Here is a 20,821-nt window from a genome sequence, read left to right as displayed (position 1 = left end):
TTTTATGACGTCGCAAGCCTTGAATTTGATCTTTATATTTCAAACACTTAGTTTATGGACAGACTCTATTTACAAGCCCACGCCGGAGCCATCATTTACACCGGACTAATTTTGCGGACCAATTTTGAATGCCATAAAGGGAAAAACCGCTTAATACGCAGAATAAGCAATTCCTTGCCCCCCACAGGTATCTCCAACCGCTCACGGGTCAATCCTTTAATAATTTGACGCGCCGCCTTTTCGGGCGAAATACCCCCAGCCTGTCCGGGATCCATTTTCCCATATTCATGCCCCTCCTTATTCAGAGCAAACTTTGAGATATTAGTATGAATACGGCCGCCTATCAATAAACTAACTCTTATATTCTTATCGTAATTTTCAGCCAGTATAGATTCAAAAAAGCCATGCAAAGCATGCTTCGACGCAGAATAGGCAGAACGGTATGGAAAACCAAACTTCCCAACCAAACTGGATGTTGCCATCAACTGCCCGCCGCCATTGGTAATCATAACCGGAAGTAAAGCTTTTGTGAGAGCCACCACGCCAAAGAAATTTATTTCCATGATCTTACGATCATTTTCCAAAGGCGTTTCTGTCACCAACGAACGCTGACTTATGCCTGCAAAATGGTACAAACCATTCACAATCACCCCGTCATCAATCACCCGTTGGGCGGTACTAAAAATTGCGTCTGAGTCGCTCATATCGAGCACCTCAACACGAACACGGGCCCCGGCCTTTTCGGCCTCGCGCGCCGTTACTGCCAACCCTTCGGCATCGCGGTCGCTTAACACAAGTGTTGTATTATAATGCGCCAAAGCCAGAGATACAGACTTACCCATTCCCGATGCCGCACCGGTAATCCATAAAGTTTTATGATGAAAATCCATTCAATAATTTTTCAGAAATATAATATCGACAAAAGTAACGAATCACCCGTTTCTTTCACAATTGAGCAACAGAATAATAACGAAGCCCTAACTTTTTGTCAGCAAATATTTTTCAACTTAATGCGTATCGCCCCTATCTATTGCTTAAAAAACAGTTGAGGCAAATAAAAAAATTATTTTTAAGACTTCGAAAGCCTTGAATTTGAACTTTATATTTCAACCATTTAGTTTATGGACAGGCACTAATGACTGCTTTAAAAGTAAACGTAACGAAAAAATGGTATTTCCCGGTTGACGCACTCTGAAATTAAGAGCACACAAAGTCATCATCCGGCAACAAAGAGGCACCTCTATAATACCCCTTTGGTACTTGGTAATTGATTACTGAATGGATCTTTTCGAATGGCGGCTTTAATCGCCTTTGCCAAAGCCTTAAAAATACCTTCAATCTTGTGATGCTCATTAAAGCCTTCGGCCTTAATATTAATATTACTCAATGAAGCATCGGAGAAGCTTTTAAAAAAATGGACAAACATCTCCGTGGGCATATCACCTACTTTTTCGCGTTTAAAATCGGCCTCCCATACCAACCAGGGGCGGCCGCCAAAATCGATGGCCACCTGTGCCAGCACGTCATCCATTGGCAGACAAAAGCCATAACGGTCAATACCTCTTTTATCGCCCAGCGCCTTCTTAAAAGCTTCTCCAAGCGCCAGACCGGTATCTTCGATGGTATGATGCTCATCCACCTGTAAGTCGCCATCGACATGAATGGTTAAATTGACACCGGAATGACGGCCAATCTGCTCCAGCATGTGATCAAAAAAATGAAGTCCCGTAGCGATGTCACATTTGCCTGTGCCGTCCAGATCCAGTTCAATGTGGATGGACGTCTCCGCAGTATTGCGGTCAACCACAGCCGTGCGATCGGTACGAAACAAAAAAGCCGTTATAGCATCCCAGTCGTCCGAAATAAAAGCACAATGAGCCGCCAGTCCCGCTTTCTCCAGCCCGTCAGCCGCGTCACTACTATTGTTTATATATATGCCACGACATCCCAGGTTCTTAGCCATTTCTATATCCGTGGACCGGTCACCAATGACAAACGACGCATCCATATCGTACTCGTCGCTTAAATATTCGGTCAGCATGCCGGTACGTGGTTTTCGGGTGGGCGCATTATCCTCCGGAAACGACCGGTCGATGTGCACCTTTGAAAAATGAATGCCTTCTCCGGCCAATGTTTTCATCATTTTGTTATGCGCCGGCCAGAATGTTTCTTCCGGAAAAGATGATGTACCAAGACCATCCTGATTTGTAACCATTACCAGCTCAAAACTGAGTTTGGAAGCTATCAGAAACAAATTACGTATTACTTTGGGATAGAACTCGAGTTTTTCAAGGCTATCCACCTGATAATCCACAGGTGGTTCCATTATAATTGTTCCATCGCGATCGATGAAAAGAACTTTTTTCTTCATAAATAATTTGTTCGTAAAAAGGATGAAACGTTCATCTAAAACAGCCAGTGGGGCGGGCATCAGATATGATCACTTCATCTGTCAAAAAAAAAAAAGAAACTGCTACTTCCCCAGAACATTTGCCCGCAACCAGGTTTCAAGATACCCTGTCCAATAAGCAGCAGCACCTGTTGTGCGAAAGCCAAAACCATGACCGCCTCTGGGAATAATAATTTTTGTCACATCCACACCTTTACCGGCCAGATTTGTCGCATACATCTCGGTATTCGCCACTGGCACTGAACCATCATCAAAGGCATGAATCATAAATGTTTTAGGCGTTGTTTCGGTCACCTGATTTTCGAGCGAAAAATGATTGGTTAACTCATCTGTGGGATTATCCCCTATTAAATTGCGTTTACTACCGGCATGAGTATAGGCATCAGACATACTGATAACAGGATAAATGAGCAATGAAAAATCGGGACGAACATCCTCCGTCGTGAGGGCTTCATTGACAGGGTCACCAAACAGTGTTGAAGCCGAAGCGGCCAAATGTCCCCCTGCTGAGAATCCGATCACACCAATATTATGAGGATCTATGCCATACTGAGCGGCATGTTTGCGCACCCAATAAACAGCCTGCTGGGCATCCATCAACGGCACATAGCAGGAATTGTCAAACAGATCGTCATCGGGTAAACGATATTTTACCACAAAAGCATCAAAGCCCAGAGCCGAAAACCATTCTGCCACCTTTGTACCTTCATGATCAAACGCCTCACGAACGTAACCGCCACCGGGAAAAATGACAATAGCCGGTTTCTGCGCAGCACTCTTTACCTGCGAAGCGTAATGAAACAACTGCGGAACCGTAACTCTCGAAATACGGGCGTTCTTATTAATTTCCTGAACCTGAATGCCTTTTTTATTAAAAGGAGCCGTTCCATCCCAAAGATTGATGGCTGTTTGACTATAAACTGTTGCACTCATTAGCATACCCAAAATAATGATACTTAATGTCAGCAAGGAAACGTTATTTCTTTCGTTACTCCCGCTTCTATTACTTATTCTTTTCATAATTAGTTCATTTTAACCATTACGTTATAATTACTGATATTTTTTTAAAGCTTTTATCAACCCGACATTTTCCCCGGGCGTACCAACAGTAATACGAAGACATCCCGCACACAGGGAAACCGAAGAACGATTGCGAACAATAATTTTTTGTGCAATAAGAAATTGATAAATCTTTGTGGCATCGGTTGTTTGAATGAGAACAAAATTGGCATCCGATGGATAAACTTTCAGTACAAAAGGCAACTGATTTAACTGTTTAACCAAAAGCGCCCGTTCATCAACCAACAATTTCACCCATTCATTGAAACGAGGCCCATTTTTCGATAGCAGTTCAAGGGCCTTCTGTTGCGACAAAATATTCAGGTTATAGGGATATTTTATTCGACTTAAAACCTGAATAATTTCCGGCTGAGCAAAAGCCATCCCCAGACGAATACCGGCCATTCCCCAGGCTTTTGAAAATGTTTGAAGGATGATTAAATTCGGATAACGCGACAGCTGAGACAACAGACTTTTGCCCGGTGCGAAATCGATATAGGCCTCATCCAGCACAACAACACCCTCAAAAGAAGTGATCAGTTTCACAATCTCATCCGTTTGGAAACAGTTGCCGGTCGGATTGTTGGGCGAACAAATCCACATCAATTTGGTATTGTCATCCACCGCCTGTAACAATGCGGCGGTGTCGAGCTGAAAATCAGTGGTAAGAAGCACTTTTTTCACGGCCACATTATTCACTTCGGCTGCCACCTGATACATGCCATAGGTAGGATCGATGGACACCACATTATCGCGTCCCGGCTCACAAAAAGCACGATATATTAAATCGATGGCTTCGTCGGAGCCATTCCCCAAAAAGATATGATCGGAAGGCACCCCTTTTATTTCCGCAACAAGTTGTTTCAGCTTGCGCTGATAAGGATCGGGATAGCGATTATAAGGCGCGTTAAAAGGATTCTCATTGGCATCAAGAAAAACGCCTTCGTCGCCGGTGTATTCATCACGTGCCGATGAGTATGGTTGTAACTTTAATATATTGGGGCGCAATAATTCTTTTAAAGATTTCATATGTTTAAATTTATCTTTCAATGGTCATATGGAACTCTCGATGAATTTTAATCATTCTACTGTGTGTATTTTAGAATGCTAAAATTCATGTTCGTTTCATATGATTATAATTTGTCTTTCAGTTGCCACATGGAACTCGCCGGAATAATCATTCACCTGAGTGAGAGGTACCCTCATGCTCGTTTCATAAAAACATCTACTTTAAACTATTTAACCTTATTGTAACGGCATTTTTATGCGCCTGTAACTTCTCGGCGCCGGCCATTTGTTCAATCACAGGCCCCAACTCCCGCAATCCCGACTCACTGATTTTCTGAAAGGTAATCTTGCGGATAAAACTATCGAGATTAACACCTGAATAGGCACGCGCGTGCCCATGGGTTGGCAGGGTATGGTTGGTTCCGGACGCATAGTCGCCCGCACTTTCGGGCGTAAAATGCCCCATAAAAACAGAACCGGCATTCACAATTTTATCAACCACCGTTTCGGGCTCATCAACGGATAAAATTAAATGTTCAGGTGCATACGCATTACTCATACGAATCATTTCATCCACCGAATGCAGCAAAATGGCACGACTTTCGGTCAATGCCTTCCGGGTGCCATCTTCACGTGGCAGCAAAGCCACCTGTTTCTCTACCTCGGCAAGCGTTTCATCCAGTAGCGACTGGCTTGTGGTTAACAAAATCACCTGGCTGTCGGCCCCATGCTCAGCCTGACTGAGCAGATCGGCAGCCACAAAAGCAGGCCTGGCACTATCGTCGGCCATCACCAATACCTCCGAAGGTCCCGCCGGCATATCAATAGCAACGTCGGCCAGACTCACCAGCTGTTTGGCAGCTGTTACATATCGGTTCCCGGGGCCAAAAATCTTATATACTTTGGGAATGCTTTGGGTACCATAGGCCATTGCACCAATGGCCTGTATGCCGCCCAATTTGTAGATTGTTTTCACCCCTGCCACCGAAGCGGCAAACAAAATAGCCGGGTGGATGGCCCCCGTCTTATCGGGCGGCGTACAAAGCACTATTTCCTGACAGCCGGCAATGGACGCAGGAATAGCCAGCATAAGCACGGTTGAAAACAACGGCGCTGTGCCACCCGGAATATACAACCCGACCTTTTCGATCCCCACACTTTTCTGCCAGCAAATAACACCGGGCTGTGTCTCTACTTTTTCGACCTTTAGTTGCTGCGCGCTATGAAACTTCAGAATGTTGGCCGCCGCCTGTTTGATGGCCGCTTTTAATTCGGGCGACAACAACGCGGCCGCACTCTCTGTTTCGGCCGCTGTTACTTTAAAACCGGGTCCGGTAAATCCGTCAAACTTCTCGGAATAACGATGCAAAGCCACATCGCCTTCTGTTTTCACATCATTTAAAACAGTCCGTACCGATTCAAAAAGTTCCGACACATCCATTTTGGGTCGCTGCAATAACGACGGCCACTCGCTAACCGGTGGATAGATATAACGCTGCATAACTATTTTTTTACAAAATCATTTTTTCAATGGGGATGATAAGGATGCCCTGCGCCCCGTTTGCCTTCAACTGATCAATAACTTCCCAAAATTTCTTCTCACTGATCACCGAGTGTACCGACGACCAACCTGCTTCGGCCAATGGAAGAACAGTGGGACTTTTCATCCCCGGTAAAATGGCGACAATATCCTTCACTTTGTCGTTGGGCGCATTCAATAGAATGTATTTATTTGAATCGGAAGACTGCACCGCTTGAAAACGAAATAACATCTGATCCAGAATTTCACGTTTCTCGTCGTCCAGATTTTTGTTGGCCACCAAAACGGCTTCCGAATTCATAACCACAGCCACCTCCTTCAGGCTATTGGCAACAAGAGTGCTCCCCGAACTGACAATGTCAAATATGGCGTCCGCCAAACCAATTCCCGGGGCAATCTCCACCGATCCGGCAATTTCATGAATTTCAGCGTTGATTTTCTCTTTGGCAAAAAACTTCTTAAGAATTTCAGGATAGGACGTGGCCACCTTTTTACCATCAAACCAGCCCACCCCGGTATAATGATCACTCTTGGGGATGGCCAGAGACAAGCGACACTTACTAAAACCCAAACGCTTAACGACATCCAAATCGTAGCCTTTTTCCAGGTATTCGTTCTCGCCCACAATACCTATATCGGCCACTCCTTCGTGAACCGTTTGTGGTATATCATCGTCGCGCAAAAACAAAGCTTCAATGGGGAAAGCCGTTGATTGAGCCACCAAACGGCCATTGCCGATATTAAATTTAATATCCGACTCCTTCAATAAAGCCAGACTATCATCCAACAAACGGCCTTTTTTTTGAAGCGCAATTCTAACTGTCGTATCCATGATTTCAGTTTTTAAGTTATTACTTGAATACAAAAAAAGGCTTACCACGATGGGGTAAGCCTTTTTGTAATATTATACACACAACAAGCTCACCCTTCTATGAAAGGAAATGATGATGAGCGTTGATGTGAAGAATAAAAATCATCTCTAAATGTCTTAATTCATCACAAAACTATGATATTTTATTTTCGTTTCAAATTTTTAAGTCCAAAAAATCTGCAATTTGTCATATTTCGTGTCATCAGACAAACACTCCGTTTTTCGTTACGCCCGCTGTAAAAATGGTCACGAACAACAGTAAACACACCTTTGGGGAGCTACGCAAACCTTAAAAATGAAATTTACCTGAATTCCACCGCCATGTTCGGGCCGCCATTACAAACGTACAAAACATCACGTTTTGAAGTGGAAGGTCATTTACATATCGACAAAAGACCATTTTTTGAAGTGGAGGGAATTTTTTTTATGTGCACACTATTGGACGCCAGAGGCGTTCTGATGTTTGCAGTTAATTATTGGGCACAAACATCCGACCTCAAAGAGGTCGAAGAAATGAATCAAAAACGGATTGGTTGGTGAGGCAATTATTATATAACAAAGTCTCCAACTAAATTGGTTGCCTCGTTATCTCAATGTTTTGTATCTTAATACCCGGTTTTTGCCAGACGGAACTCGCCAGACGAATTCTTCTCCTTGTGGAAATTAATTCTCCCGGCCCGCTTCATTCCGATAACAATAAGGCTCAAAAACATGGCGCATTAAAAAATATAACATCATACACTATGCAGAAATACAAAACAGGTCTTATTGGAGCAGGCATGATAGCCGAAAAACATGCGTTGGGTTTACAAAAAACAGGTCGCGTTGAAATTACGCGTGTAGCCCGCAAAAATGAGACGCTTTTAAAAGCTTTTCAAAATAAATATGACATACCCCATGGGTCAACCAATTACCATGATCTGTTAAACGACCCCGAAATTGAGGCAGTAGTCATCGCGTCACCACCCGACCAGCATTCGCAAATGCTATTGGACGCGCTGGCGGCCGGGAAGCACGTGTTACTCGAAAAGCCCATGGCCATATCGGCTGAGGACCTAGATAAAATAGTAAAGGCCCATCGGCGGCATCCGGAACTGAAGGTGCTGGAATGCTCCTGCCGTCATGCGCGCTTACAGCCCAAATACCGGTTTGTAAAAGAGCTGATAGAGTCCGGCATATTGGGTGAGATCTATTATATACACCACAACTCAGTGGCCATGCAAAGCCGACCCGGAATAGAATACCATCCGTCCGCCAAATGGTTTCTGGACCGATCCAAATCGGGCGGCGGTCCTATTATGGACTGGGGCGTATACGACCTGTCGTTTCATCTGGGTGTGATGAATGACCTGCCGGAGCTAACGGCTGTGAATCCGCTGTTTTTACGCAGTCATCTGGACCAGAAAGATCCCGGCACACCAATCTACGATGTAGAGGAACACTTTGCCGCACTATTACAGTTCAACAGCGGGCTTAAACTTTACTGGGAACGGGCGGCACATGCCAATATGAAAGCCACAAACGAAACGCGGATTTATGGCACCAAAGGGGGCATTAAACTATCATACTGCACCTGGGACTCCAACATCGTAGAAGTGTTTGGGGTTACGAATGATGGCAAAGGCAATGCCACCACCAAAACTTATGAAATAGACGTATCGACACAGGATGACGACAACGAATTGTCAAAACATTTCATTGATGTGCTGGACGGGAAGGCAAAACCACTAATGCCGCTTGAATTAGCGGCAAAACATCTGAAAATATTATTGAAAATGCAGGCTTAAAATAGGACCATCGGATTTGTTTCTGAATATGAGGTTACCGATCAGCATAACAAACTCCCGACTTTATGGACAGACTCTATCTATGTAACAAAATAAATTTTAGCTTTGCATATCACCGAAAATAAACAGATATGTCAATAATACGTCACATTCCGAATTCCCTAACATCGGGCAACCTGTTACTGGGTGCGATAGGCACCTATTTGGCCATCAATGGCCGTCCCGACTTAACAGCCTGGTGCATTTTACTGGCTTCCGTCTTTGATTTCTTCGACGGCTTTGCAGCCCGGGCCCTGAAGGCATATAGTGACATCGGCAAAGATTTGGACTCGCTGGCCGACCTCATTAGCTTTGGACTGGCACCGGCCGCCGTTTTTTCATCGCTGATGCATTTTTTGCTCACCGGCAGCTGGCAATCCAACTTTATGGCCCTCGGTACAACCGAAAAAATACTGGTTCTGCTGCCATTTATGCTGACCGTTTTCGCGGCCCTGCGACTGGCCAAATTTAATAACGACACCCGTCAGACCGAAAATTTTATCGGTCTCACCACCACGGCAACCGGCATGTTTACCGTTTCACTGGTATATATGCTTTACACCGGTGGCCAAAGTCTGTTACAAAATGTCGCCCCATGGATGATACTGGCTGTTGTGGCTGTTTTTGCCGGACTTCTGGTAAGTGAAATACCCATGTTTTCGCTCAAATTCAAAAGCTTTGGCTTCAAAGAAAACATCCACCGTTACGTATTATTACTGGCGGCCATTATTTCATTGGCGCTGTTGGGTGTTGGCGGACTGTCGGTTATTATTCTGCTTTACATTTTATATTCCATCGTTCTGATGGTAACCAAATAGTGTTTGTCTGTAAAGTCAACGTCTGCGTTACGATTGTCATAAAAACAGTCATTTACGAAAAGTAAACGCCTTGAATTTGAACTTTATATTTAAAACATTTAGTTTATGAACAGACACTATAGAAAGCGCACTTAACGAAAACAGGCGACATCCCAAACCGGATATCGCCTGTTTATATTCAGACAATGAAAAACCTTTATTCAGTACCCTTAAAATAAGGAATGATCAAAAAACCACTTCCGAATCATTGAAGCCGAAACATGGTTCAAACCATAATCAAGAAGTTTCAAAAATAAAAAAGGGAGCCTCAATCATCGGTTTAAAAATCATAACACAGCAAAAAGAATCAACTTTCCGTCAGCTCATTTTCTTCGGCCAGAGTCGTCTCCTTCCATTTTTTATCGAAACGTTTAATGGCATAAGCTGAAGCATAATAACTACCAACAATCACAGCAACCAAAAAAAGATACCAGAATATAGCGGCAAAATGAGTCATAAATCAATTGTTTAGCATTAATAAATATGCGATTCGTGTGAATTTAATTCTTCCTTATTAATCTTATGCTTGTTAATAGCACGCCATGTGTACCATATATAGGCTATCACAAATGGTACGAGCAACGACACATAACTCATCACCGTAAGCGTAAAATGACTGGAAGAAGCATTTACAATGGTTAACGAACTTTGAATATCGTAGCTGGAGGGATAAAAAGCGGTATTATTAAATCCGGCAACCAAAAACAGTGCAAACACGGTCATTAAAGTTCCGGAGCCGGTCCACCATATTCCATTTGTTTTATTGGTAAAAACAGACACCCCAATACCTGACAGCACCAGCACCACGCCCAATAAAAACAACACCAAAACAACCGGCATTTCAATAAGATTGAAAAAATATTTGTTAGCCTGCATAAATACCAGTCCTGTATCGGGGACCACGGCAAACCCATCGCGTAGCATCAGCCAAACCACAAATGTGAGAAAGAACACCACAAAAGGAATGGCATTATACCACAAGTGCTTTTTGGCTCGTTTCAGGATGACCTCATCATCAATGGTATTGATAAAATAAAGTAAACCCAGGGTACGGGCCAAAAATAAAACAGCCACACCCAGAGTCAGGTTGTGCACATTAAGGAGCAATTCCAGTCCACGGGTAGGCGCCTGCCAGCTCATCTCTTTCATGTCGGAGATGAAAAAGGGTGACCCGGTAAAAAACGTAGCCACCACAACGCCCAACAGGAAAGTAGCTACAAAGCCGTTAAATTGAAGAAAAGCTTCATACACTCTTGTCCCGAAAAAATTCTCAGGCTTGCTCCGAAACTCATACGATACGGCCTGAAAAATAAATGCGAAGAGTAAAACCATCCAGGCCCAGTAGGCACCCCCAAAACTGGTGCTGTAAAAGAGCGGAAAGGAGGCAAAAAAGGCGCCACCAAACGTCACCAACGTGGTAAAAGTGAATTCCCATTTACGACCCAGGGTGTTAACAATCATAGAACGTTCATCGGCCGTTTTACCAATGGTATAAATAAGCGTTTGACCGCCTTGCACAAACATAAGGAAAACCAGAGCTGCCCCAAGAACAGCAATAATCATCCACCAATATTGCTGAAGCGCCAAATGTGATAAAGTTTCAAACATTATTTGTTTCCTCCTTTTTTAGGTCCGACTTTAATTTGTTTAAGCATAATTTTCACCTCGGCAATGGCCAGTCCGATAAAGGTGACTGTGAAAAGAAAGAAAGTGATCATCACCGATCCTGTATCAATTTGAGTCACAGCCTTCATTGTGGGCATCAAATCCTGAATAACCCAGGGCTGACGCCCCACCTCTGCCACAATCCATCCTGCCTGCGAGGCCACATAAGCCAAAGGTATAGTCCACACAGCAGCCCAGAGCAGCCACTTTTTATCATGTAATTGATCGCGCATAGCCAGAAACAGAAAAACGATGAACAAACCCAGAAAATAAACACCCAATATCACCATGATATGAAACGCATAAAACGTCATGGAAATTGGGGGCACCATGGTAAAGGCATTCTTCTCAAGTTGTGCCGGATCGGGATGGTAATAATTGCCATACCCAAAATAACGGAAATAGTTATCCATAAAAGCCTGATCTTCAAACTTCGCTCTCAGCGCCAAAAATGTTTCACCTTGCGGATCGTCCTTTTGTGCTGCTTTATAAGCTCTCAGGGTTTGCTGGGCTTCATAACCCCGCCTGATTTTTTCTTTGTACGACATGATTCCCTGCGCCTCGTTGCCCAAGATCAGATCTTTCATGCCCGCAACATAAGCCTTGGGACTATTATAGGCCAGGACTGATAACATAGATGGGACCTCAATCTTAAACAGAAAATCAGATTGACTGTCGGCCGTCATATTTTTATGATGCTCTTTGCCGCTCAAAATACCAAAAGCCACCAACGGGGCATGGGTCTGCCCCTCATAAAGGGCCTCCATAGCAGCAAACTTCATGGGCTGTGTTTTCACAATCTCTTTGGCTGAGCTGTCGCCCGTAGCAATTAAAATGACCGAGCTTATCACCCCAAAAGTCGCGGCAATAACAATACTTCGTTTGGCAAACAGAAACTCTCTTTTTTTAATAAGAAACCAACTACTGACGCCAATCACAAAAATAGCCCCCAACACAAATCCGGAGGTAATGGTATGAACAAACTTATTAACGGCCGTTTCGGATAAGAGGACAGCCCAAAAATCGACCATCTCATTACGGGCCGTATCCGGGTTGAACGTGGTTCCCACAGGATTTTGCATCCAGGCATTTGCCACCAATATCCACACCGCCGAGAGGCTGGCCCCCACAGCTGTTAGCCAGGTCGCCGTCAGGTGAAATCGCTTACTCACCTTATCCCAGCCAAAAAACATCACGGCTATAAAAGTACTTTCCATGAAAAAGGCCATGATTCCTTCAATGGCCAAAGGCGCACCAAAAATATCACCTACAAACCAGGAATAATTACTCCAGTTGGTGCCAAATTCAAACTCCAGAATGATACCGGTAGCCACCCCGATTGCGAAATTGATGCCAAATAATTTCATCCAGAATTTAGTAATCCGCTTCCATTCCGGATCGCCCGTTCTGAAATAAATAGACTCCATATAGGCCATAATAAAACCAAGCCCAAGGGTTAACGGGACAAAAATCCAGTGAAACATGGCTGTTAGCGCGAACTGTGCCCGCGACCAATTAACAAGCGTAAAATCGATATTCTCAAGCATCTGTTAAATTTTATGGATTGGTAATCTGTTCAATGACATGGTTGGCTCGCTCTTCGTCGGTGGTGTAATGAATCTTCATTTCATTCTGAAAGAAAAATAATTTTAACACCACAAACATCACAAAAAGCTTTACAAGAATAATAATCCAAAGGGTGCGCGCCCAGTTGGGCATGGTCTTAAACCCTTCAATATAAAAGTTGACAACGTTGGAAGCCTTTCCCATTGGTTTTGTTTTATCCCACAAATTATGACTTTTTTTTATAATATCTTTAAAATGCCGGCTAGATATTTCATTATCATAAACCCATATCGGCGGCTCTTGTTCGACAAAAACAAAAAAAATTACGCATCTGCTTTGTTTTTTTGTCAGTTAACAGTTTGTAATTAGCAATTTCTAAAACACGACAAGCGTGCATGGGAAATTTCGAGTTCGAACCATAAAATATTAATTCTTGGTTTTTGCCACTCAAAAACTTTGACTATCGGTAACTTGCCTTAAAATTAATTTTCATTTATTCTTTTTGATAACTATTAATTTTCAATAATTTAGATGGTTGATTTCAAAAAGTCCCGGAAGGGAGGACCTGTTTTTGAACGATGTTAAGATAAGCCTCCAGGCTCCTGCATATTTCACGTTTCAGTCGTATGTCGCTACTTTGATGGCAGGAAAAGGAGGCTGACATTATCAACATTTAATCAGGAATCCCGCCTGAACATAAATAATTTTTGTGCATCACCTATTAAAAATGTTATAACACCGACATTCATTAAATTAATTCAACTATGAAAAAGTTAATTTTCAGTTTTATTATTGGCTTATTAGTCAGTTCATGTGCATCTCATCATGGAACTATAAGTTCTGGCACCATCGAAAAAAGGATTGAGTACGTAGACATGGCGATTGGTGTATCCCAAACGAAAAAAATATGTGGTATTGGGGGTATGACAAAAGACGCTTTAGTACTTGAAGCAAAAAAGGACATGATCAAAAACAGGCCATTACAACCAAATGAACAATACTTTAACTTTACGTTAGATTTTAAAAATTCATTTTGGCCGATAGTAAGCCAAACAAAGGCAATACTGAGTGCTGATGTTGTAAAACCAGCCTCTGACAACTCAACTGATGTTTATTCAGAAAGATATTTAAAACTAATTGGAGATGGTGATTTCTCCAATGAATTGTTTAGCATTGGAGACTCTGTTTTATATAAAAAGACTCTGCAGGGGACAATTTTATCCATCCAAAGTAATGACAGGTTAAAAATTTTGTACAAAACCAAACAAAGCAATTTCAGAATAAAAACATGTTCCATTGACAAAATATATCTATACAAAACAGGGAAATCATACAAAGGCTATAAAGTTGGCGATGGATATGCCGAGACCGGGAATGTTTTAGGTGAAGGAAAAACAATTACCGGATATGTGTATGGTTTAGGCATTAAGAATATGCTGATAAAACAATTGCCGGGTGAAATATTGGAAGTGGAATATCCCCGATAACCGCGGCTATTAGTTCTGAAGTTTCTTTTGGTATTTTAATTGAAGCCCATCTAACGTAAAAAAGCAGGAAGAAAGCAACAGCGATAAAAGCTGTTTTAATACAGGTTTCATGATCCAATTTAAACTAAACTTAGTGCCTGTCTATAAAGGCCTCTCTTTATAGACAGCACATATCAGTGAGTCCTATGAAAAATTAAGAATGCATTATTTTGAGATAGTATGGCAAAAAAACAGATAAAACGAATACTCAGAATAGTATTTATCATTGCAAGCATATCCTCTTTGTGGTTCGTCCCATGGATTTTGGTGAAGGCATGGCTTTTACCACTGCCTGATACGGTTCAGGAACAACTAAATGAAGCCATTGATCATGGATTTGATGGCATGATTGTTTATGTGGATCAGGCAGGGCAGCCACCGCAGTTTTATGCGGCAGGCTGGCACAACCGGAAAAAGAAAATACCTGCCTATCCGCAAGCCTTGTTCAAAATTGCCAGCATTAACAAGCTATATGTGGCGGTTGCTGCCGCAAAATTAGTCAAAGACGGCCGTTTGTCTTTAGATAAAACACTTGCTGATTACTTTCCGGAACTTATCGGTCGTATTGAAAACGCAGAAAAAATCACCCTGAGGATGATGTTGCAGCATCGGAGTGGCATTCCCAATTTTGTGGATCATCCTGATTATTGGACAAAACCACCAAAAAATAAGCAGGAAACACTTGAATATGCACTGGATTTACCGGCAGACTTTGAACCGGATAAGGATTATGGCTATTCAAACACAAATTATATGTTGATTGCTGACCTCATTGATAAGGTAGTAGGTTATAGCCATTTTCAATATATCAAGGAGGAAATTTTGATACCGCTTGGCCTAAAGAATACATTCGGCTCGCTTAGCGAAGTGAATATGGACGATGTGATGAGTGGCTATTATGTTGGCGTTGACACCGATTTTAAAAACGAGGAACAAGGAATGTTAGCGACGGCCGAAGATGTTGGCCTGTTTTTACGCGCATTAAACGATGGTTCGGTGTTTAATGAAGGGGAAAAAGATATTTACTCCTCCATTTACGTTTACGAACATACCGGTTTGCTGGTGGGCTATCAAAGTATTGCCAAATACCACAAAGACATTGATGCCGTTGTTATTCAATTTAATAACACAACTAATTTTGATGGGTATGACTGGAATTTAGCCGAGATAATATATAATCGTGTTGTAAAAATTGTAAGAAGTAAAACAAACTCATGACGGAAAATTCTGCAACTCCTGCTATACGATAAATCCTGAGTCTGCCTATTTTTTGACAAATAACAATACCGTAAGCCTTCGGACTCCTACATCTTGCACGCTCCCGTCTAGTGCCGTTACTTTGACGGCAAAAAATGAGGATGACATTATCAACATTCACACGCCTTTATCAGGCGTACCAGGAATCCGACCTGAACATAAAGGACTTTTGTGCATTGACGTTTCCTCAAATGGTAATGGTCCTTTAATGAGGATTTCACCTTTGCTTTTCTACTTGTTGAAGGCTATAAAACAACAAAACAAGGATCTTCAATGTCGTAACAAAATTAAATTTAACATCTTTTTTTGTTTTTAATTTTTATAAACTTGCACGAGCATCAACGCCAACACCTGCCTGTTAACATCGGGGTGCATGCCGAGAAAAGGCTTACATTTACCAGCAGCTATGACTAAGATAGTTTTCATTGATACCGAAGTCGACGTTAAAAGCAAAAAAATACTTGATGTTGGTGGCACAACTGATAGTGGATTACGGTTACATTCGAATTCAGTCTCGGAACTTTTAAATTTTATTAGTCAGATGGAATATGTATGTGGTCATAACATCATTAACCACGACTTGCCATATATTGAAAAATCTACAAATAGGGTGTTATCAAACATTAAAATTATTGATACACTATATTTATCACCTCTATTATTTCCCGGCAAACCTTATCATGCACTCTTAAAAGATGATAAACTCCAAACGGAAGAACTTAATAATCCGTTAAACGACGCAATAAAGGCTAAAGACTTATTTTATGATGAAATATCAGCATTCCAGGAAACGCATAATGAATTAAAACAGATTTATGTTACATTATTAGGCGACATAAAAGAATTTCGCTGGTTCTTTAGTTTTATTGATTATTCGATCTCCGATATTAACATTGCCCGTCTTATACAGAATTTTTTTTTAGATAAAATTTGCCACAATGTTGATTTGGAAATATTAATTCGGGAAACGCCCGTAGAATTAGCTTACTGTCTGGCATTAATAAACGCTAATAGCAGGTATTCAATAACACCTCCTTGGGTCATTAAGAATTATCCCGAAGTCGAAAGAGTAATGTATTTATTAAGAAACAATCACTGTTTGTCAGGATGTCCTTATTGCAATCAATCACTCGATTCGAAAATTGGATTAAAAAAATATTTCGGGTTTGATTCGTACAGAACTTATGGAGGTAAAACGTTGCAAGAAGATGCGGTTAAAGCTGCTATTAACAATAAGTCCATTTTGGCAGTGTTCCCTACCGGAGGTGGTAAATCAATCACTTTTCAGGTTCCTGCCCTGATGAGTGGAGAAAGTGTAAAGGGCTTAACAGTCGTTATTTCGCCTCTTCAATCTTTAATGAAAGACCAGGTAGATAATCTGGAAAATTCAAACATCACAGAAGCTGTTACAATAAATGGTTTACTAGATCCTATTGAAAGAGCAAAATCTTTCGAGAGAGTTGAAAATGGAGCTGCGTCAATTTTGTATATTTCACCGGAATCACTAAGGTCAAAATCAATTGAAAGGTTATTGCTTGGGCGAAATGTTGTGCGATTCGTCATTGACGAGGCGCACTGTTTTTCATCGTGGGGTCAGGATTTTAGAGTCGATTACCTTTATATTGGCGAATTTATTAAAGCATTACAAGAAAAGAAAAACCTTGAAAATGGGATACCGGTATCTTGTTTCACTGCAACAGCAAAACAGAATGTAATTCAGGATATCAAGGATTATTTTCAAGAAAAACTTTCTTTACAATTAGAGATATTTAGTTCTAAAGCATCACGAACAAACCTTAACTATAAGGTAATTCCCAAAGATAACGAAGAAGACAAATACGATGCGTTACGAAATTTGATAGATGGTAAAAAGTGCCCAACAATTATATATGTTTCAAGAACAAGAAAAGCCTACCAAATTGCAGAGAGACTATCACATGATGGATATCTGGCAAAGCCCTATCATGGGAAAATGGATAAGCAGGAAAAGTCAGAAAACCAGGACGCTTTTATTCGTGGCGATGTAAACATAATGGTTGCAACATCTGCTTTTGGAATGGGAGTTGACAAAAAGGATGTGGGGATGGTTATTCATTATGAATTGTCAGACTCCCTTGAGAATTATATTCAAGAAGCTGGGCGTGCTGGGCGGGACGAGAATATTACAGCCGATTGTTATGTCCTTTTTAATGAAGAAGATTTAAGCAAGCATTTTATTTTACTCAATCAAAGTAAATTAAACATAAAAGAGATTCAACAAATTTGGAAAGCGATAAAAGATATTACACGATTTCGGTCAACGGTTTCTAATTCTGCATTAGAAATTGCGCGGAAAGCTGGTTGGGACGACAATGTAGTTGAGATAGAAACCCGAGTTACCACTGCTATTTCCGCATTAGAACAAGCCGGATATCTTAAAAGAGGGCAAAATATGCCGCGGATTTTTGCCAATAGTATTCTATCCAAAAATGCACAAGAAGCCATTGAAAAAATAAACGTATCGCAAAAATTTAATGAGAGACAAAAACAACAAGCGGTTCGAATTATCAAAAAACTGTTCTCAAGTAAAAGTAGAAAGCAGGCAACTGATGAAGCAGCTGAATCAAGAATAGACTATATTTCAGACCATTTAGGAATTGTAAAAGAGGAGGTTATAAATGTTGTTAATCTATTACGGGAAGAGAATATACTCGCTGACACAAAAGATTTAACAGCTTTTATCAAAAGAGATGAAAATAAAAACCGCTCACTAAGCATTGTTAATTCAATTAGTAAAATAGAGAAATTTCTGGCATCACAGTTTGACGAACAGGAAAAGTCTTTTCACATTAAGGAACTGAACGAGCAGGCCGAAGTTTCAGGATGTACAGACGCTTCACCGAATAAGATAAGAACCATAATCAACTTCTGGGTTATTAAAAATTGGTTAAAAAGAAAACAATACGATTTTTCAAAAAATCATTTAATCATTGTATCCAATTATTCAAAAACGGAATTAATTGCTAAACTCGAAAAACGACACGAATTAGCCCGTTTTATTGTTGATTATCTTTACGTAAAAAGCGCCCAAAATCTATCCCCTAATGAGGCAAATAAAGAACAAGTTTTGGTTGAGTTCTCAGTTCATCAACTAAAAAAAGAATATGAAAAACAAAACGCTTTATTTAAGCTTAATATCAAAATCGCAGATATTGAAGATGCTTTATTCTATTTATCCAGAATTGAGGCCATAAAAATTGAAGGCGGTTTTCTGGTGGTTTATAATAAACTAACCATTGAACGTCTTGAACAGGATAATAAGAAAAGATATAAAACGGAAGACTATAAAAAACTAAACCAATTCTATGAAAATAAAATACAGCAAATCCATATTGTAGGTGAATATGCTAAAAAAATGATTCGCGATTATAGAGAAGCATTACAGTTTGTTGAAGATTATTTTCAACTGAATTATGCGTCTTTTTTGAACAAATATTTTAAGGGCAGTAGACAAAATGAAATAAAAAGAAATATCACTCCTGCGAAATTCAGACAACTTTTCGGAGAATTGTCGCCTTCTCAATTAGGAATAATAAAAGACCAGAGCTCCCCGTATATTGCTGTAGCAGCTGGGCCTGGCAGCGGCAAAACCAGGGTGTTGGTGCATAAACTCGCTTCCTTGCTGCTTCTGGAAAATGTGAAACATGAACAACTACTAATGGTCACTTTTTCAAGAGCAGCGGCAACTGAGTTTAAAAAACGATTGATTGATTTAATTGGAAATGCAGCTGGTTTTATTGAAATAAAAACGTTTCATGCCTATTGTTTTGATTTGCTAGGCAAGGTTGGGTCAATCGAAAAATCACAAACTATTATTAGTACTGCTGTTAAAAAAATCAGGAATGAGGATATTGAAATAAATCGCATAACCAAAGCTGTTTTGGTTATTGACGAGGCTCAAGATATGGATTGTCATGAATTTGAGTTAATCAAAGCGTTGATGGAGCAAAATGAAGAAATGAGAGTAATTGCCGTTGGCGATGATGACCAAAATATCTACGAATTTAGAGGGGCGAGCTCTCAATATTTGGAACAATTTATTACAGAACAAAAAGCCAAAAAAATTGAACTAATTGAAAATTACCGCAGCAAGGCAAATCTTGTAGAATTTACAAATCAATTTGTTGAGAAAATTACTCATCGCCTTAAAGTTACACCTATCATTGCCCATACAAGCGAAACAGGATTATTAAAAATAATTAAGTATTCCAGCTCTAATCTCATTGAACCTGTCGTAAAAAGCATATTATCTTCTGATCTAAAAGGAACGACCTGTGTTTTAACGCAGACAAACGCGGAAGCATTACAAATAGAAGGACTTTTACTAAATAATGGCTTGCCGGCAAAACTTATTCAATCCAATGATGGCTTCAGCTTATATAACTTAGTCGAGATACGATATTTTATTGAGCAACTTAAATTTTCTGAAATAAAATTTGTTATCAGCGATAATAATTGGAAAACTGCCAAAAGAAACCTCTGGCAGAAATATAAGGAAAGCACTAAGATTGATATTTGTATTAACCTAATTAAGGATTTTGAATTAAGCAATCCCAGAAAAAAATATCAATCTGATTTTGAGATTTTTGTGAAGGAATCTAAATTTGAAGATTTTGTTATTACAAATGTAGAAACAATATTTGTTTCTACCATTCATAAGGCTAAAGGTAAAGAGTTTGACAATATTTTCTTAATGCTGAATGGTGATAATCCGGATGATGATAAGAAAAAAAGACTGCTATACGTTGCAATGACACGTGCTAAACAAAACCTAATAATTCATTTAAATGGTAATTACCTTGACGACATTTCTTGTCAAAAAATAGTACGAATAAGCGATGACTTTCAATATAGACCTTCAAACTCGTTGGTGATGCATCTGTCTCACAAAGATATTTGGTTAGACTATTTTATTTCTAAACAGGATATTATAACTAACTTCAAATGCGGTGATGAACTAATTGTAAATAGCAATGGGTGTTCTGACAAAAATGGAAATTGTGTAGTAAAATTTTCAAATAGCTACAAAAAGAAAATTATAGAATTTGAGACTAAAGGATATAAACTCTCTGCGGCGAAAATAAACTATATAGTATATTGGCAAAAAGGAGATTTAGAGGATGAAATTTTAATAATTTTACCGGAATTGAAGTTTAGAAAGTCGGAAAGATAAAAACTAAACATACTCGTTTCGAAG

Annotated in this window: 16 protein-coding genes; 6 read left to right on the top strand and 10 right to left on the bottom strand. The window is 40.4% G+C overall.

The genetic code is table 11. The features are described from left to right. Positions 1–95: 95 nt before the first annotated feature. The 6 genes from ACT3CD_RS02295 to hisG form a co-directional block, all read right to left on the bottom strand. Positions 96–890: an SDR family NAD(P)-dependent oxidoreductase gene (locus tag ACT3CD_RS02295; RefSeq protein WP_444642543.1), complete on the bottom strand. Its 795-nt coding sequence runs from the start codon at positions 888–890 to the stop codon at positions 96–98. Between the two features lie 350 nt (positions 891–1,240). Then, on the bottom strand, positions 1,241–2,371 hold the full coding sequence (gene hisB, locus ACT3CD_RS02290) for a bifunctional histidinol-phosphatase/imidazoleglycerol-phosphate dehydratase HisB (RefSeq protein ID WP_444642541.1): 1,131 nt from the start codon (positions 2,369–2,371) through the stop codon (positions 1,241–1,243). A 102-nt stretch (positions 2,372–2,473) separates the two neighbouring features. Continuing rightward, entirely contained in the window at positions 2,474–3,430 is a 957-nt protein-coding gene (locus ACT3CD_RS02285; RefSeq protein WP_444642539.1) for an alpha/beta hydrolase, read from the bottom strand. Between the two features lie 30 nt (positions 3,431–3,460). Next, positions 3,461–4,498 (bottom strand): histidinol-phosphate transaminase, encoded by a 1,038-nt coding sequence (gene hisC / locus ACT3CD_RS02280; protein WP_444642537.1) that lies wholly within the window; start codon positions 4,496–4,498, stop codon positions 3,461–3,463. A 196-nt stretch (positions 4,499–4,694) separates the two neighbouring features. Beyond that, positions 4,695–5,978, bottom strand: coding sequence for a histidinol dehydrogenase (hisD, locus tag ACT3CD_RS02275; protein WP_444642535.1), 1,284 nt, complete (start codon positions 5,976–5,978; stop codon positions 4,695–4,697). Between the two features lie 10 nt (positions 5,979–5,988). After that, a complete protein-coding gene (hisG, locus tag ACT3CD_RS02270) occupies positions 5,989–6,849 on the bottom strand; it encodes an ATP phosphoribosyltransferase (RefSeq protein ID WP_444642534.1) in 861 nt (286 codons plus the stop codon). A 309-nt stretch (positions 6,850–7,158) separates the two neighbouring features. Here hisG and ACT3CD_RS02265 point away from each other — a divergent pair, with 309 nt between their 5' ends. The 3 genes from ACT3CD_RS02265 to ACT3CD_RS02255 all read left to right on the top strand — a co-directional run bounded on the left by ACT3CD_RS02265 (position 7,159) and on the right by ACT3CD_RS02255 (position 9,532). Next, positions 7,159–7,428, top strand: coding sequence for a hypothetical protein (locus ACT3CD_RS02265; protein ID WP_444642532.1), 270 nt, complete (start codon positions 7,159–7,161; stop codon positions 7,426–7,428). 203 nt (positions 7,429–7,631) lie between these two features. Then, a complete protein-coding gene (locus ACT3CD_RS02260) occupies positions 7,632–8,675 on the top strand; it encodes a Gfo/Idh/MocA family protein (protein ID WP_444642530.1) in 1,044 nt (347 codons plus the stop codon). A 131-nt stretch (positions 8,676–8,806) separates the two neighbouring features. Continuing rightward, positions 8,807–9,532, top strand: coding sequence for a CDP-alcohol phosphatidyltransferase family protein (locus ACT3CD_RS02255; RefSeq protein WP_444642528.1), 726 nt, complete (start codon positions 8,807–8,809; stop codon positions 9,530–9,532). Positions 9,533–9,878: 346 nt separating this feature from the next. Here the strand turns inward: ACT3CD_RS02255 and ACT3CD_RS02250 are convergent, their stop codons facing one another. The 4 genes from ACT3CD_RS02250 to ACT3CD_RS02235 are packed head-to-tail and all read right to left on the bottom strand — an operon-like array spanning position 9,879 to position 13,006. Then, positions 9,879–10,028, bottom strand: a complete 150-nt coding sequence (locus ACT3CD_RS02250) for a hypothetical protein (protein WP_444642526.1) — start codon at positions 10,026–10,028, stop codon at positions 9,879–9,881. A gap of 17 nt (positions 10,029–10,045) precedes the next feature. Then, positions 10,046–11,179: a cytochrome d ubiquinol oxidase subunit II gene (cydB, locus tag ACT3CD_RS02245; RefSeq protein ID WP_444642524.1), complete on the bottom strand. Its 1,134-nt coding sequence runs from the start codon at positions 11,177–11,179 to the stop codon at positions 10,046–10,048. After that, positions 11,179–12,783, bottom strand: coding sequence for a cytochrome ubiquinol oxidase subunit I (locus tag ACT3CD_RS02240; RefSeq protein WP_444642522.1), 1,605 nt, complete (start codon positions 12,781–12,783; stop codon positions 11,179–11,181). The genes cydB and ACT3CD_RS02240 overlap by 1 nt, the downstream gene beginning before the upstream one ends. A 10-nt stretch (positions 12,784–12,793) precedes the next feature. After that, the gene (locus ACT3CD_RS02235; protein WP_444642520.1) at positions 12,794–13,006 is read right to left on the bottom strand and encodes a DUF4492 domain-containing protein; all 213 of its coding nucleotides are present in this window, start codon (positions 13,004–13,006) and stop codon (positions 12,794–12,796) included. 560 nt (positions 13,007–13,566) lie between these two features. Here ACT3CD_RS02235 and ACT3CD_RS02230 point away from each other — a divergent pair. The 3 genes from ACT3CD_RS02230 (at position 13,567) to ACT3CD_RS02220 (ending at position 20,797) form a co-directional block, all read left to right on the top strand. Beyond that, the gene (locus tag ACT3CD_RS02230) at positions 13,567–14,289 is read left to right on the top strand and encodes a DUF6567 family protein (protein ID WP_444642518.1); all 723 of its coding nucleotides are present in this window, start codon (positions 13,567–13,569) and stop codon (positions 14,287–14,289) included. A 219-nt stretch (positions 14,290–14,508) separates the two neighbouring features. After that, positions 14,509–15,546: a serine hydrolase domain-containing protein gene (locus tag ACT3CD_RS02225; protein WP_444642517.1), complete on the top strand. Its 1,038-nt coding sequence runs from the start codon at positions 14,509–14,511 to the stop codon at positions 15,544–15,546. Between the two features lie 412 nt (positions 15,547–15,958). Next, positions 15,959–20,797, top strand: coding sequence for a RecQ family ATP-dependent DNA helicase (locus ACT3CD_RS02220; RefSeq protein WP_444642515.1), 4,839 nt, complete (start codon positions 15,959–15,961; stop codon positions 20,795–20,797). The last annotated feature ends 24 nt before the right edge of the window (positions 20,798–20,821 follow it).

This window comes from Geofilum sp. OHC36d9 (genome assembly GCF_052400685.1).
GTDB lineage: Bacteria > Bacteroidota > Bacteroidia > Bacteroidales > Marinilabiliaceae > CAZHHH01.
This window is presented reverse-complemented; position numbering and strand designations above follow the sequence as displayed.

Coding starts and splice junctions, on each gene's coding strand:
- ACT3CD_RS02225 (WP_444642517.1), top strand. CDS start 14,509: ATGGCAAAAAAACAGATAAAACGAATACTCAGAATAGTATTTATCATT.
- ACT3CD_RS02240 (WP_444642522.1), bottom strand. CDS start 12,783: ATGCTTGAGAATATCGATTTTACGCTTGTTAATTGGTCGCGGGCACAG.
- hisB (WP_444642541.1), bottom strand. CDS start 2,371: ATGAAGAAAAAAGTTCTTTTCATCGATCGCGATGGAACAATTATAATG.
- ACT3CD_RS02255 (WP_444642528.1), top strand. CDS start 8,807: ATGTCAATAATACGTCACATTCCGAATTCCCTAACATCGGGCAACCTG.
- ACT3CD_RS02285 (WP_444642539.1), bottom strand. CDS start 3,430: ATGAAAAGAATAAGTAATAGAAGCGGGAGTAACGAAAGAAATAACGTT.
- ACT3CD_RS02260 (WP_444642530.1), top strand. CDS start 7,632: ATGCAGAAATACAAAACAGGTCTTATTGGAGCAGGCATGATAGCCGAA.
- ACT3CD_RS02235 (WP_444642520.1), bottom strand. CDS start 13,006: ATGGGAAAGGCTTCCAACGTTGTCAACTTTTATATTGAAGGGTTTAAG.
- ACT3CD_RS02250 (WP_444642526.1), bottom strand. CDS start 10,028: ATGACTCATTTTGCCGCTATATTCTGGTATCTTTTTTTGGTTGCTGTG.
- ACT3CD_RS02230 (WP_444642518.1), top strand. CDS start 13,567: ATGAAAAAGTTAATTTTCAGTTTTATTATTGGCTTATTAGTCAGTTCA.
- hisG (WP_444642534.1), bottom strand. CDS start 6,849: ATGGATACGACAGTTAGAATTGCGCTTCAAAAAAAAGGCCGTTTGTTG.
- ACT3CD_RS02220 (WP_444642515.1), top strand. CDS start 15,959: ATGCCGAGAAAAGGCTTACATTTACCAGCAGCTATGACTAAGATAGTT.
- hisC (WP_444642537.1), bottom strand. CDS start 4,498: ATGAAATCTTTAAAAGAATTATTGCGCCCCAATATATTAAAGTTACAA.
- hisD (WP_444642535.1), bottom strand. CDS start 5,978: ATGCAGCGTTATATCTATCCACCGGTTAGCGAGTGGCCGTCGTTATTG.
- cydB (WP_444642524.1), bottom strand. CDS start 11,179: ATGTTTGAAACTTTATCACATTTGGCGCTTCAGCAATATTGGTGGATG.
- ACT3CD_RS02295 (WP_444642543.1), bottom strand. CDS start 890: ATGGATTTTCATCATAAAACTTTATGGATTACCGGTGCGGCATCGGGA.